The organism is Verrucomicrobiota bacterium (assembly GCA_019247695.1).
GTDB lineage: Bacteria > Verrucomicrobiota > Verrucomicrobiia > Chthoniobacterales > JAFAMB01 > JAFBAP01.
The window spans coordinates 44,612-58,813 of record JAFBAP010000053.1 but is presented as its reverse complement, the minus strand read 5'-3'; the positions used below and the strand labels follow the sequence as shown (position 1 = coordinate 58,813).

Genomic DNA, 14,202 nt, shown 5'->3' with positions numbered 1-14,202 from the left:
ACACGCAGAAAAGAGGAAAGCATCCACAGATTACACAGCTTGACACAGATTAAGAGGACCCGGCGGCAACTCTAAGGCCGAGACTCGCACCCACCCCCCACTCCGAACTCCGAACCCCGAACTCTCTCCTCTTCCCGCCGTGGCTCGCCGTGTGAACTCTTACGTCGTGCCCGCCAAACCCGCTGTGCCCGCCGTGTGACCCGACACCCGTTACCCGTTACCCGTTACCCGTTACCCGTTACCCGTTACCCGTTACCCGTTACCCGTTACCCGTTACCCGTTACCCGTTACCCGACACTCTCTTCCATTTGTGGCATTTTCTGCCGTGGCATTCGACATGTGGCTCGCCTATTACGTGCACCATCTCAGCCCGTTCCTGATCCGTTTCGGGCCTCAATTCGGCATCCGCTATTACGGCCTGGCTTACCTCTGCGGGTTTACCGGGGCATTTTACCTGTTGAAGTGGCTGGCGCGGCGCGGGTATGGCCCTTTGAAGGAATCGCAGGTGGGCGATTTCACTTTCTACGCTGCGCTCTTCGGGGTGTTGGCCGGCGGCCGGCTGGGGTACGTGCTTTTTTACCGGCCGGAGATGCTGACGGAGGATCCGCTCGGCATCCTGCGCGTATGGGATGGAGGCATGTCGAGTCACGGCGGTATCCTGGGCTTGATTGTTTTCAGCCTGATTTATGCCCGCAGGCATCACCTCTCCTGGCCCGGCCTGGGCGACAATCTCGTCGCCGTCGCGCCGATCGGCCTTTTTTTCGGGCGCATCGCGAATTTCATCAACGGCGAGCTTTACGGCCGGGCGGCGACCGTTCCGTGGGCCATGCAGTTCCCGGCCGAGCTGCTTGACCATCCGGACGAGGCGGCCCGAGCCCTAAGTCAGGTCCACCAACTCGATCCCAACCTGGATTCGGTTGAAGCCGTCCTCCAGGCCGCTCGCACCAGTGGGCCGGTGCGATCCGTGCTGGCCGGCATTTTAACGCCGCGCCATCCGAGCCAATTGTATGAGGCGCTTCTGGAAGGGTTGTTCCTGTTCGTGCTTTTGCTGGCGGTGCGCCTGAAGGTTCGCAAACCTGACGGCGTGGTTACGGGCCTTTTTTTTATCGCGTATGCCGCCGTACGGATTTTTGGTGAAACCTTCCGGGAACCGGATGCGCCGCTCACCGGCCCGTTCAGCCGGGGCCAATTCCTTTCGTTATTCATGATCCTTGTGGGGATCGGATTTTGGGTTCACGCCTATCTGCGGGCCCGGCAAATACGGCCTGCACCTTAACGGCTGCCCGGCGAGCAGGCGAGCCATTGCCACCCGCACACCTCGGTGGCATTCTCTGCACGCGGCTGCCAAATAAAGGAAACGTTCAAACCGAAAGAATGAGAGCATGACCAATTGTGAGGTCCTGGTGACCGGGGCACGGGGCTTTCTGGGCTGGCATGTGGCCAGGGAGTTGCTGCGCGCCGGGTGCAAAGTGCGCGGTGTGACCCGCTCGCTGGGTGCGCCGTTGCCGGAGAAAGATCCTGGGATCTGTTGGTTTGAGGCAGACATCACCCGACCCGACACTTTGGCCGAACCTTTGCGGGATTGCCGTTACGTATTTCACGTGGCGGGCGATTACCGGTTCTGGTCCACCGAAACTGACGAGATTTACCGGAACAACGTGCAAGGCACGGTTAACGTGCTGGAGGCAGCGTGCCGGGCCGGCGTGGAGAAAGTCGTCTACACCAGCACCTGCGGCATTCTTGCTCCGCGCAAGCAAGGTGAACAGAACGAGGCTGAACTGATGACCGCCGACCAGGCGCCGGGGCCATATAAACGTTCCAAGCTCCTGGCGTACCATGAGGTGCAACAGCGTTGTCGTCACGGCTGGCCCATCGTCAGCGTGCTGCCGACGGCCGTGATCGGACCCGGCGATCAGCGGCCAACCCCGACCGGCCGGATCCTGGTCGATTTTTTATCCGGTAGATTCCCGGTTGTTTCGCACACCGGGCTGAATTTTGTGGACGTTCGCGATGTAGCCCTCGGACACCTCCTGGCGCTGCACCGGGGCATCTCCGGCCAACGTTACCTGCTGGGATGCCAGAATCTCTGGCTCCGCCAGTTCCTGCAGAAGGTCGAACCTTACGGCCGGTACCGGGCTCCAAAGGTGGTGGCGCCGTACTGGGCGTGCCGGCTCGTGGCCGAGATCAGCGAGCGAGCCAGCCATCATTATCGGCGTGAACCGGCGGCGGCGATCGAGGCGGTGCGCACCAGCCGGTACTGCCTGTTTTTCGATTCGAGCAAAGCCATCGCCGAGCTCGGTTATGCGCCGCGCGGCATTGATGAGGCGATTCGGGATGCGGTGACTTACTTCCGCGAACACGCCCTGATCCCTGCATAAACGCCATGGAGTCCTGGTGGCAATGGCTCTGGATCTGGATCTGGATCTGGATTTGGGCCGGTGCACAATTGCTTTTCTGGTGCGGCGGCGCCCGGCTGGTCCGGCGGCGTTGGCGGCCCGGTCACCGCAAGGCAGATCGTGCCGTAACCTCTCACCGTCCAGGCAAACCCGGGCCCGGCAACGCTGCGGCTGCCGGCGGCGCCGTTACCTTTTTCCGCCCCTTGAAAACGTTTGACGCACCCCGCCTTGGTGACCTGCTGCGATTTGTTGAACAGCTGCAACCGGATGACGAAGTGATCTTCGGCGTGGAAGATATCGAAACGGTTTTGACGCCCTCCCTTTTGGCCGTCGCGGCACGCGACCCCCGAGTAAAGGTTATTCACTGCCGGGCATCCGGATTACCTAATCGCAAGGTGTCGAAACTCGTGCAAATGACCCCTTATGCCGGCCGTGACCGGTGGGTCCTGTTCGACTCGGAGGCCGTGCCCGGCCCGGCGCTCCTGCGAGAGGTCCGTACGCAGCTGGACGGGGCCACGGCCGTCATGGCCGCTTACCGCTTCGGTGATCTTGATACGCTTCCCCAGTTGGCAGACGCAATGGGCACACTGACATTTTTGCTCATGGGCGACGCATGGTCGCGGCTGGCAGGCCGGCCGACGGCGGTTTTCGGGGCGTGCCTGGGCCTTACGCGGCACATGTGGGAAGCTCTGGCCGGCTGGGAACGATTCGCCCACGATCTGGCTGATGATTTTCAGATCGGCCGTGCTTTGCGGGAGCGCGGCTTCGGCTTGTACCTGTGCCGAAGGCCGGTCCTGCTGCGGGCCGATGCGCTCGACTGGCCGGAATTCTGGGCTCATCAACGGCGGGCGGCGGTGACCTACCGCGTCAGCAAGCCGGCGGGATTTGCCGGTGCGGGTGTCGTTTTCACGCTGCCGCTCCTGATTTCCCTGGGCCTGATCTGCGGAAGAATCACCTGGCTGGTCGTGCCCGCCGTTCTGTTAATGCGGGTCGCGGTGCAAATGCATTTCAATCGGAGCCTGAAGATCGAGGTCCCGCCCGGCCTGGTGCTTGCCTTGAGCCCGGTACTGGTTTTTACCGAGTTTACGGCGTGGCTGGCCAGCTGGTTCTCGCGCCGGATCCGCTGGGGCAGCCAGGAAATTGAGGTACGATCGGGAGGCGTCGTGCGGGAAATCCGGACCCGCAGGCACCCGCCCGGCCTCGGTACGGCCGGCTCCGCCGCCAGCGTGCGCCTTGCGGCCGCGTCGCGGCGCACCCTGGCGAGCGCGTTGCGGGTTATCACCACGAGGCGGGCGCGGGCTGCACCGCCGACCTAACTAACCTGCGATCCCGGAAGCCACCACCTCCACGGGCATTCCCACCCGTACGGCGCCGTCATGCCGGTCACTGAAGAAATTCACCGCAAAGATAACGCCGCCTTCCGGCACCCGGCGATAAGTCGCCAGGGTACGCAGCGGCTCCGGGCTGCGCTCAAGCGTACGCTGGTCGGTCGTCGTCACCACACAACGTACACACGGACCGCCGTGCCGGAACGTGGTGGCGCCGATCCGAATCACCTGCCACCGGTCCTCAACGTACGGGCAATCGCAACCTCGAATAACGATGTTCGGGCGGAACCGGTCCATCGGAACGGGTCGATCCAGCCTGGAGTTCAGGTCCTGCAAGGAAGATTCCGAGGCGATCAGGTAGGGAAAGGCATCCGCAAACGAAACCAACGGGTCGGGCAAGGCCTCGCGGTGAACCTCCGGGACCTTCGCCGGTGGAATCTCGCGCCGGAACCCGTTTCCCCTTCGGACCACACGACAAGGCCGGCCCAGGTACTCGCTGAACCACGCGGCCGCCTCGTCGCCGGCATCCCAGGCCGTGACCGTATCACGCCATATCTTCACGGCCATCGGATGCGCAGGTTCGCCGGACGGCCACGGGAGCCGGAGGGAGCCTGCCTCCGGAACACGCAGCCGCAGGCCGTCGCCGGCCAGCTCGACCTCTACCAAGGCCAGTGCGGGTGTGGTGCGCTGGGTAAGGAAGCCGCCGTCCTTATCGACCACCAGAAATTCACGGTCGCGCCGAAAGCCTGCCGGTGTTACCTCCGCTTCCTGCACGGAAATACCGCGGCAGGACTTGACCGGGTAGATGTAAATCGCGGATACGATCATGGGACGAACTGGCGTGGGCCTACCGGCTGGTCAATCGCAGGAACGCATCGTGATCAACCTTGACCAGCACGAGCCGGCCATCGTTCTCATCGTTGCCGTTGGCACGGTAAAGCTGTATCCGGCCGCTGTCGTCGCGGGCAAGTTTAGTCACGTCGTAATCCGGGATTCTCAGCATTGCATTGGACTGGAGGTAGTAGGGTTGGCCGTGCCACTTCAGGATCTCGGCTGCGGGGTTTTGCTTCGGATCGTACCGCAGCGTCACCGGATCGCCGACCGCCGTCGGCTGGCGCACCAATTCGAGTTCTGACCGGTGCTGGCGTTCCCAGGCCACCAGCCCGGCGATGCCCGCGAAGAGGATAACGAAGCCGGCCATCAGGCCTTGCGCCCAGCGCTGGCCAGGAAGACGATCATCGACGGGCAGGCTCATGGAGTAACGCGTAACGCGTAGCGCGTAACGGGTAACGAGTAAAGTTCGGGGTTCGGCGTTCGGCCCGGCAGCATGGGTGCGACAGGCCCGTGTCAACTTCAGAGTTGCTGCCAAGTATGGGGGGGCCGCCGGGGTCCTCTTGATCTGTGTCAATCTGTGTAATCTGTGGACGTTTTGTCCTTTTCTGCGTTGTCTGCGTGTTCTGCGGATGACCTGCTCAGATCAAAGCCATTCGCGGCTGGTAACGCCGCATCTGGGCCGGCAGCAGGGCAGGCAGAGGCTGAAGGGCCGGGCTTTGGGTCGCGGTGACGAACCGGGCCGCCGCGGCACGCAACTCGCACCAGCGATCCCAGTCCACCTCCGGCGCCTGCGCAATCTGGCGAAGCAAACTGCGCCATTCCGTCAGCACCCGTTCGATGTCGCCGTACCGGATCATTTCGTTAAGCAGTTTGTATCGCGGCACCGAGAGTTCCACGACGTTCCGGATGACCTCGGAGGCGCCGTTGCCGTAAGCGGGAGGGACCCCCATCTCGAGGTAGCCGGTAAAGTCTGCGCGCTGGTAGGTTTGCTGGCAGATCCAGCCGAGCCGTCCGCCGATTCGCGACTCATCCATGGAGAAGCGGTGCCCGGCACGCAGGTTGCCGAGGTCGAAGATGATGTCTTCGATGGCATATTCCGGCTGTTCCAAAGCGGCGGAAATCGCCAGTCCTTCGCCGTGGTTAAAGAAGCTGAACATCATCCCCCGGCGGGTCGGGTAACCCTGGGGATCGATAAGTCCAAGCTGGCGCCAAGCCAGCGACGGCGTCACCGCCAGATCCAGCGACTCGCACTGCGGGCGAAACGGACACGGAACGCAAATCTCCGGGTATTGCCGGCGGGTTGCCGGCTCATGCAGCAACCGGCCATGCCGGTCGAGAAAACCATCCACCTCGTGGTGCCCGTACCCGAACCGCGCGATGACGGTACGCCCCTGCAAGCGCCAGTCGACCAGTGCGCCGTCCAGGGTCTTGGCTGCCACCGGCATCACCAGGCGCAGAAATTCGCCCTGCGGCCAGCTTTTTTGAATCGCCAGGACCGGGTACTGGGACTGCAGGATTTTACGAAGCCACTTGACCGGCGCCCAACCATTGGCTGCCGCGACCGCGACCGGAACCTCGCGCCCGTACTGAAACCGGCGCTCGTCCAAACGAATCTTGCAGAGGTTACCGAACCCGCGTTTAGCGACGGCGGAAGCCACGGTCAGGGCAGGCCGCCACCGGCCTGGAGCCACCTCGAACCAAAGGTCGGCCAGGGTACTGCGTTGCGGCGGAGGCTGGCGTTCCCATTCGCCCCGTGAATTCCGCATTTCCGGTTCGTTGCGGCGGACAAAGCGGCCCCGCTCGCCGTCGACCAGCAATCCGCATGGCCGGAACGGTTTCGGTTCACCCTCGGCACCGTTGGAACCGGCTCCGGACTGGGATGGTTCACCCGCACCGGCACCGGCACCGGCCGGGCCGGGCAATCCCGGATCGCCATAGGCCACTTCAACGCCCAACGGCAGCCGGCGGGGTGAGTAGAGGCGGCGTGACAACTCCATCGCTTGGCGAAACGGGTCCCGGCCATGGCGGCGTGCCCCTTCCATGACGGCCAGCATCGACGGCCAATCAATCGATTCCGCCCGCCGCAGCCTCAAGGGGTGCGCCTCGTGCAACCGCGGCGTATCCGGTGTAACCAGAGCGTACCCCGCCTCGTCGAGCCCGCGACGTCCGGCCCGTCCGAACATCTGCAACAACTCATCCGGACGCACCTGCAGCTGCAGGTTACCGGCCTGGTAAGTCGTGCCCGTGATCAGCACGGAACGCATGGAAAAGTTGATTCCCGCGGCCAGGCCCATCGTGGCGACCACGACGCGTAACTGGCCCCGCTTGGCCAGCGGTTCGATAATGCCGGCGCGCACCGCATAAGAGAGTCCGCTGTGATGAAACGCAATCCGGCTCCGAAGCAGTCTGGAGAGCGGCTCGCTGGCGAGCGTCGCTTGTTCCTGGCTGATGGACAGCGGATCATCCAGCGGCACGGCTGCGGCCAGCGTCCGGGCGAGCTCCTCGGCATAATTGCGGCGCGGAGCAAAGATCAGGATCGGCCCGAGGCCGGCGAACAGCGCGCGCGCAATCAGCCGCGGCCAGTAGCCGCGGACCGAACCCGGCGCCTGCGCCGGCAGGTCGTTCAGCATAACCTCATCCAGGCGAACCGGACGTTCCGGATGCTGCACCAACTGCGCCTTGCGCCCGATCCGCTGCAACCACGTCACCACGTCCTGCGGGTTCCCCACGCTTCCGCTCATCAGCAGCAGTTGCGTCTCGGGCGGCGCCAGCGCCAGGACAAGCTCGTAGTTGACGCCCCGGACGGGATCTGCCATCAGCTGGTACTCGTCCACAACGAGCAGCTTCGGGCCGTTGCCCTGTAAGATCCGGGTCTTCTGGGTCTCCAGCGTCGCGACAATGACTCGGGCGTTAAGGTTCTCGGCAATGTCACCGGTGGAAATTCCGACGTCCCAACCCCGGTTCCGCCATTCCGCCAGCTTGTCATTGGCCAGGGCGCGCGTAGGCACGGTGTAGACCGCCTGACCCCTCAGGGAGTCGTACAGCAACTCAAATACGTATGTCTTTCCCGCCCCCGTCGGCGCATGCAGGACCACGTCACAACCCTCACGCAGGTAGTTGACTGCATCCTGCTGCCACTTGTCCGGGATGATCAAACTGACCATCTTCAGGCCAGTGTCGATGCGGCCCGATCGAAACGCAAATCCCCCGGTCCCTGAGAAATCCCTAAGCGGTCGAAGGGTGCAACCCAAGAGCCTGGAGTAAGGCCCGATCCGCATCCACCCCCGGATTCCCGGTGGTCAGAAGCTTATCGCCGTAAAAAATCGAGTTGGCGCCGGCAAAAAAGCAGAGCGCTTGGGCCTCGCGCGACAAGCTGGTCCGCCCGGCCGAGAGCCGCACCCTCGCCCGGGGCAGAGCGATCCGGGTCGTGGCGATCAGACGGACAAGCTCGAATGGGTCAACGGGCGCCTGCTCGGCCAGAGGCGTGCCCGGGATCGGCACCAGGCAATTGATCGGCACGCTTTCGGGCGCCGGACTCAGCTCGGATAACACCTCCAGCATCTTCAAGCGGTCGAGTTCGCTTTCACCCATCCCGATAATGCCGCCGCAGCACAAGGCCAGGTTAGCCCCTTGCACGGCACGGATCGTGGTTAACCGGTCCTGGAACGTGTGTGTGCTCACGATCTGCGGGTAAAATTCCTCGGAGGTGTCGATGTTATGGTTGTAGGCGGTCACGCCGGCCTCACGCAACCGTTCCGCCTCCACTTGTGAAAGCTGGCCGAGCGTCACGCACACTTCCATTCCCAACGCGCTGACCTCGCGCACGATTTCAAGCACCTGCTCGAACCGCGTATCGCCGTTACGCACCCCCTTCCAGGCGGCCCCCATGCAGAACCGCGTGGCTCCATTCGCCCTGGCACGCCGGGCCACGGTCACGACTTCTTCCTTGCCCAGCAGATTTTCACGTTTCAAACCCGTTGAGTGCCGGGCGCTCTGGGCGCAGTAGGCGCAATCCTCGCTGCAGCCGCCCGTCTTGATACTTAACAGCGTGCAAAGCTGAACTCCCTGCCCTGACCAATGCTTAAGATAAACTGCCCGGGCGCGGGAAATAAGGTCAAAAAATGGGGTGCGGTAAACCCGTTCAAGGTCAGGAAGCTGCATAGAAGTCGGCTGTATCGATCATCAACGGTGCGACTTCACAGCCCATACGTCCACCGGCCCGCAGGCGAGCTCAAGACCGGCAACTCGTTTGTCATGTATTGAGTCTTGCCCACCGCTCCGAGCATCCGGGCCCCGGTCGCATCGTACCAGTAACGAGACATTTCTTCGCCGGTATAGCAACCCCAGGCTTTAACCTCGGCGTTCCTGACGAAAACGCCGCGACGCAGTTTGTTTTTCAGTTCGGTTTCGTGCAGCCAGGCCTTGGATGCGCTGCCGATCTGGTTGCTGTAGTCAAACATGAAACACGCGCGGTTCGAGTGCCCGAAATAGTCAAAGGACGCGATCTTGAAACGGCTGCGATCCTGACCGCGATTCAAGTAGTCGCAGAGCTGGTCGGCCCGCTGGAAATACACGAGGCGGACGCCGTACTTATCGCGCACCGAGTTGATCACGCTGAATAGATTTTCAATCTCCTGCCTTTGGCGGCGCCGGTAAGCCGGCTCAAACACGAACCAGGTGATCCTGGCGGACGGACCGTACTCCTGGCGCAGCTGTTCGATCCGCAGACGGCTCGCCCGGACGAAGTTAAGCCACCAATGGTCGTGCGGCTCTAATTTGTACTTCTCCCATTCCCACAGCGAGACACCCCCGGTCACAACGATGTGTTCGCCGCGATCCGGCGCCAGGGGGACCGCCTGAACCGGGCTTAGCCCGGAAGAAGCCGCCGTCTGCGCCCCGGCCACTCCGGCGAGCAGACCTAACCAACAAGCCAAGAAAAAATAGCGCGCCATTCGGAAATCCTTAAAGAAAATGCCACAAATGCCACAAGCGGAAAAATGCCGCAAGCGGAAGAGAGTGGCGGGTAACGGGTAACGGGTGTCGGGTGTCGGGTGGAAGAAGGCGACGTTGTACCCGGTGGAGAGCGCCGCGCGTCAGCCCAGGAAGAAATGCCGGGAAGGATTGGAGGCCTCGACGCCGCCCGCCCGTCCTTCAGCGCCAGTTATGGAATCCACGCCATGCGCACGAGCCGTCGAAGTCACCCCTCCGCGGCATTTACTCGACCCGACGCCCGGCACCCGACACCCGTTACCCGTTACCCGTTACCCGTTACCCGCCACTCTCTTCCATTTGCGGCATTTTTGTCAGCGCTTCAAAAAGTCCTCCACGGCATGGTTAAACGGGTCCGGCGCCTCAAGGTGCGGCACGTGACCGACGCTCGGGATTTCAACCAGGCGGGCCCCGGGAATCTGGCCCACGGCTTTCCGGGCCAACTCAGCGACGTGGCCGAGGTTGCGGCGCAAATCGATCGGCGCGCGGTCGCGGCCCACGGCCGTGTGGTCCTCCTGCCCCACGATCACGAGCGTAGGCACTTTGATGTCCGGTAACTCGTAACAGACCGGCTGCTGGTAGATCATCATCGTCGTGAGGGCCGCGGCGCGTGCCCACCGGGGAAACTCCCCGCTCAGGCTCACCCGGATGCGCGGCTCAACAAACGCTTCCGCCTTTTCCGGGGGGTAGGTCACGAAATAGCTCTGCACGTATTTTCGGTAATCCTCGAGGCTGGTATTCAGTTCCTGCTGGTAAAGCTGTTCGAGCGGCGCCGGCGGCACCGTCAGGCGGTAGTCCTCCAGCCCGATCGGATCCTCGAGCACGAGTGCGTCGGTACGCCCCGGATAAAGCCGGGCGAAGCGGGCTGCAACCATGCCTCCCATCGAGTGCCCCACGACGGCAGCTTTCTGGATCTGCAGCAGATCCAGGAGACCGGCCGTGTTTTCGGCTAGAAAGTCAAAACTGTAATGGATGTCGGGCTTGGTGGATTTGCCGAACCCGATCTGGTCAGGCACAACCACGCGGTAACCGCGGTCGGCCAGGAAACGGATCGTCTCAGCCCAGTATGCGCCCCAGAAGTTTTTCCCATGGAGCAGGATCACGGTGCGCCCGTTCGGGTTTTTGGCCGGGGGCACGTCCATGAAACACATCCGGACGTCCTGACCTTCCACATAGAGGTTCAGAAAGGCCGTCGGGAACGGGTATTTAAGTTCCTCAAACGCGATCCCGAGCGGGTTGTCGTACCGCTCAGGCAAAGGTTTTTGCGGCTGGGCCATTGAGGCGCCGCCGGCCAACAGCAAACCAGCAAGCAGCGACCAGAGCCTGTAGGAGAATTTCACGGGGGCTATTTACGGTGCAAGCCGGGCGGGGCGTCAAGTCGACGCCAGAAATCCGAAAAAGCTCTTTGCATGGCTGTAGGAGTCTACAGTTAAGTCTTGGGTGAATGCGGAAAGGTTTCTTGGCTCTGGTCCTGCACGCACACCTGCCCTTTGTGCGACACCCGGAATATCCGGAGTTCCTCGAAGAGGATTGGCTCTTTGAGGCGATTTCTGAAACGTACGTTCCCCTTTGGCAAGTTTTCGAGGGTCTGGCTCGCGACGGTGTTCCTTTCAAGCTGACGATGTCGCTCACGCCGCCGCTGTGCGCCATGCTCGATGACGAACTGTTGCGCGAACGCTATCTTAAATATTTAGACCGTGCGATTGCCTTGTCCGAGCGGGAGATCGAGCGCACGCAAAACCAGCCGGATTTCAATCACCTGGCGCGGTTGTATCACTCGCGGTTCCAGGAGATTAAAGAAATTTACGTCGACCGGCTGCAGTGCGACCTGGTCAAAGGGTTTCGCCGCTTCCAGGATCGTGGTTTTCTGGAGATCATCACCTGCGCGGCCACCCATGGTTTTCTGCCCTTGATGGAGCAGACGCCCGAGGCGGTGCGCGCGCAGATACTGATCGCGCGCGACGATTACGTGCGCGAGTTCGGGCGATCGCCCCGGGGCATCTGGATTCCCGAGTGCGCGTATTTTCGAGGCCTGGAAAGCTTTCTCGCGGAGGCGGAAATCCGCTGGTTTATCCTCGACGCGCACGGGCTCATGTTTGGGAACCCCAGACCCCGTTACGCCATTTTCGCGCCGGCCTTTACCCCGGGCGGCCCCGCGGTGTTCGCGCGCGACCGCGAATCGAGCCGGCAGGTCTGGAGCGCGCGGGAAGGTTACCCCGGTGATCCGGCCTACCGCGACTTTTACCGGGACATCGGTTTTGAGCTCGACCTGGAATACCTGCGGCCCTACCTGCCGCCGGACGGTCACCGCAAGTTCACCGGGATCAAGTATCACCGGATCACCGGGCGCGGGGTGCCGAAAGAAGTCTATGTGCCCGGCTGGGCGCAGGGCGCAGCGGATTGGCACGCCGGCGACTTCATGAACAGCCGGGCCCGGCAGATCCAGAAGATTCTCGACGTCACCCACATCGAGCCGGTCGTCGTGAGCCCCTTCGACGCCGAGTTGTTCGGCCACTGGTGGTACGAAGGCCCCAGGTTTCTGGACCTTTTCATTCGTAAAACGGTCTATGACCAGAATGTGTACCAGCTGACCACCCCGAGCGCCTACCTTGAACGGCACGACACGCTGCAGGTGGTGAACCCGAGCCCGTCAAGCTGGGGCCACAAGGGTTTCTGGGAGGTCTGGCTGAGCGAAGACAACGCCTGGATCTACCCGCACCTGCACGCTGCGGCTCGCCGGATGATCGAGTGCGCGCGGACGGCGGAACAAAAACCGGCTAAATGGAAAGACCGTGTACTGCAGCAGATGGCACGGGAACTCCTGCTGGCCCAGGCCAGCGATTGGGCGTTCCTGATGAAGACGGGTACGGCCCGCGAATTCGCGACCAAGGAGACGCGCGACCACCTGCTTCGGTTCACCCGGCTTTACGATCAGCTCAAAGGCGGCACCGTCGATGAAGCCTTCCTGGAAAATTGCGAGTGGCGCGACAAACTGTTCCCGAACCTGGATTGGCGGTACTATGCAGAACCCGTGAACAGCCAAACCCCCTGAGGCACCGAACCCGAAAACCTTGATTTCTCTGCAACCGGTTTCCCTGTTCACGGATCCGAGGCGCGCAAAAGCGCTGGGCGTCATGGTCGGATTTGCCGCGGCGTGCGCCTGGGGTGTCGTCGGACCGGCTTCGCCTTTCGTACCCGGCTTGCAGGCGCAAGAGGAACAAACGGCCAATCCGCATCAGCTCATGTTTGTGCCGCCGCCCGTGGAAGGTGTGATCAGCCTCGGCGTGTACGACGCTCGGGGCAAACTGGTGCGGGTGCTGGCCCGGGCCGCCCCGGTCGAGAGCTTCAAGGCGGGGCTCAATGGGCTGGTGGCGGATTGGGACGGCAACGATGCCGAGGGCAAACCTGTACCCGGCGGCAAGTATTACGCGCGCGGTATCGTCGCAGGCGAAGACGTCGACGTTTCGGGGGAAGCCTTTTACTTCAACGACTTCGCCGATAACACGGATGCACCGCGCCCGTCCGAAGTGGTGGACGCGGCGTTCTACGCCAAAGAACAGGCGGCGGTCCTGGTCACGGCGGATAAACCTGAGGTGCTGATCGTTGACGCCAAGACGGCCGAGCCGCAGCACGTACCGGTCGATCTGCCGGGCCGGCTGCGGCTGAAGGCAGCCGGCCCTGGCCTGTTGCTGCTCGGCCAGGATCGCGTTGAAGTACTGGACCCGAAAACCCAGACCGTTGTCTGGCGGGAGAAGGGCGAGGGCTTGCGCGACGTCGATAGTGACGGCACCCGGACGCTGCTGCTTCGGGATCAAGGACCCGTGCTGCTTAACGGGCAAAACCGGCAGTCGCTCGAGCCGCCGGCTCGCGACCTGGCGTACGCCGCCGTGCTTCAATCCACCATCCTCGTCGGGACCGAGGCCGGAAAGCTTTGGCGTCTCGACGGCCCGCAGGCTCTTCCGCTGGAAACCGGTGACCCCAAACCGTTGCTCGATGTCGCGGCCGGCCGTGAGGACACGGCCTGGCTGCTGGTCAAGGAAGGTGACCGGGCCCTCGTCAGGCAACTCAACGTGCGCAGCCTCGAAGTCCGCGACCTGGAGCTGCCGCCGGACTTGCGCGGGGCCACCCGGATCAGTGCAGCCCGAGACAGGGACGTTCTGCTGCTTCTGATCAAAGCCAACGACCGGGAACGCGTGGTCGGCCTGCGGTACCAGCAGGCCCGCGCGCAACAGTCAATCTGGGAAAAATGGTTCGACCGGGCCCGAGAGAATTTCCCCGGTTTCAGCCTGAAGAACGGTCAGGTGATGCCGGTGAACGATCCGGGCGAGTCGTCACCCGTCTCGGTCAGGGCGGCCGATAACCCATTGGAGAACGCCCGGCAGCAGGTTTTTCAGCTTACCGTTTCTGCCGACAGCTCGGGTACCTGGCTGGTCAACAGCGACGGCCTGCCGATCTGCCAGGTGTCCACCACGAAAGGCGTCAAACAGGTCAAATGGATCCCCGACGGGAAAAACGGGATGCGGGTTTTTGCATCGGACGGCCGGGTGGTCGAGGAGTACCACGTGACCGGCCTGGAAAACCTGTACCGTTTCGATGCCGGTTCTTTCGATTAGAAGCCTTGAAAAGCAAAACCCCTCTCCTTTGAAGTGCGTGGT

11 protein-coding genes are annotated in these 14,202 nt (G+C 62.6%); 5 read left to right on the top strand and 6 right to left on the bottom strand.

The window, feature by feature from the left end:
- The first annotated feature begins 310 nt into the window (after positions 1–310).
- From lgt to JO015_05775, 3 genes are all read left to right on the top strand, one after another.
- Positions 311–1,276, top strand: coding sequence for a prolipoprotein diacylglyceryl transferase (lgt, locus tag JO015_05785; protein MBV9998609.1), 966 nt, complete (start codon positions 311–313; stop codon positions 1,274–1,276).
- A gap of 106 nt (positions 1,277–1,382) precedes the next feature.
- A complete protein-coding gene (locus JO015_05780) occupies positions 1,383–2,378 on the top strand; it encodes an NAD-dependent epimerase/dehydratase family protein (GenBank protein ID MBV9998608.1) in 996 nt (331 codons plus the stop codon).
- A 5-nt stretch (positions 2,379–2,383) separates the two neighbouring features.
- Positions 2,384–3,712 (top strand): glycosyltransferase, encoded by a 1,329-nt coding sequence (locus JO015_05775; GenBank protein ID MBV9998607.1) that lies wholly within the window; start codon positions 2,384–2,386, stop codon positions 3,710–3,712.
- On the opposite strand, the gene JO015_05770 is transcribed toward JO015_05775, so the two are convergent.
- The 6 genes from JO015_05770 to JO015_05745 form a co-directional block, all read right to left on the bottom strand.
- The gene (locus tag JO015_05770) at positions 3,713–4,552 is read right to left on the bottom strand and encodes an MOSC N-terminal beta barrel domain-containing protein (protein ID MBV9998606.1); all 840 of its coding nucleotides are present in this window, start codon (positions 4,550–4,552) and stop codon (positions 3,713–3,715) included.
- Between the two features lie 19 nt (positions 4,553–4,571).
- Entirely contained in the window at positions 4,572–4,979 is a 408-nt protein-coding gene (locus JO015_05765) for a hypothetical protein (protein ID MBV9998605.1), read from the bottom strand.
- Between the two features lie 217 nt (positions 4,980–5,196).
- On the bottom strand, positions 5,197–7,722 hold the full coding sequence (locus JO015_05760) for a DEAD/DEAH box helicase (protein MBV9998604.1): 2,526 nt from the start codon (positions 7,720–7,722) through the stop codon (positions 5,197–5,199).
- Positions 7,723–7,783: 61 nt separating this feature from the next.
- Positions 7,784–8,719, bottom strand: coding sequence for a biotin synthase BioB (gene bioB, locus JO015_05755; GenBank protein MBV9998603.1), 936 nt, complete (start codon positions 8,717–8,719; stop codon positions 7,784–7,786).
- 35 nt (positions 8,720–8,754) lie between these two features.
- Complete coding sequence (locus JO015_05750) at positions 8,755–9,510, bottom strand: hypothetical protein (GenBank protein ID MBV9998602.1); 756 nt, start codon at positions 9,508–9,510, stop codon at positions 8,755–8,757.
- A 351-nt stretch (positions 9,511–9,861) separates the two neighbouring features.
- Entirely contained in the window at positions 9,862–10,824 is a 963-nt protein-coding gene (locus JO015_05745; protein ID MBV9998601.1) for an alpha/beta hydrolase, read from the bottom strand.
- A 167-nt stretch (positions 10,825–10,991) separates the two neighbouring features.
- On the opposite strand from JO015_05745, the gene JO015_05740 reads away from it, so the two are divergent.
- Positions 10,992–12,599 (top strand): DUF1957 domain-containing protein, encoded by a 1,608-nt coding sequence (locus JO015_05740; protein ID MBV9998600.1) that lies wholly within the window; start codon positions 10,992–10,994, stop codon positions 12,597–12,599.
- 19 nt (positions 12,600–12,618) lie between these two features.
- Entirely contained in the window at positions 12,619–14,160 is a 1,542-nt protein-coding gene (locus JO015_05735) for a hypothetical protein (protein ID MBV9998599.1), read from the top strand.
- The last annotated feature ends 42 nt before the right edge of the window (positions 14,161–14,202 follow it).

Coding starts and splice junctions, on each gene's coding strand:
- JO015_05780 (MBV9998608.1), top strand. CDS start 1,383: ATGACCAATTGTGAGGTCCTGGTGACCGGGGCACGGGGCTTTCTGGGC.
- JO015_05775 (MBV9998607.1), top strand. CDS start 2,384: ATGGAGTCCTGGTGGCAATGGCTCTGGATCTGGATCTGGATCTGGATT.
- JO015_05770 (MBV9998606.1), bottom strand. CDS start 4,552: ATGATCGTATCCGCGATTTACATCTACCCGGTCAAGTCCTGCCGCGGT.
- JO015_05765 (MBV9998605.1), bottom strand. CDS start 4,979: ATGAGCCTGCCCGTCGATGATCGTCTTCCTGGCCAGCGCTGGGCGCAA.
- JO015_05760 (MBV9998604.1), bottom strand. CDS start 7,722: ATGGTCAGTTTGATCATCCCGGACAAGTGGCAGCAGGATGCAGTCAAC.
- bioB (MBV9998603.1), bottom strand. CDS start 8,719: ATGCAGCTTCCTGACCTTGAACGGGTTTACCGCACCCCATTTTTTGAC.
- JO015_05750 (MBV9998602.1), bottom strand. CDS start 9,510: ATGGCGCGCTATTTTTTCTTGGCTTGTTGGTTAGGTCTGCTCGCCGGA.
- JO015_05745 (MBV9998601.1), bottom strand. CDS start 10,824: ATGGCCCAGCCGCAAAAACCTTTGCCTGAGCGGTACGACAACCCGCTC.
- JO015_05740 (MBV9998600.1), top strand. CDS start 10,992: ATGCGGAAAGGTTTCTTGGCTCTGGTCCTGCACGCACACCTGCCCTTT.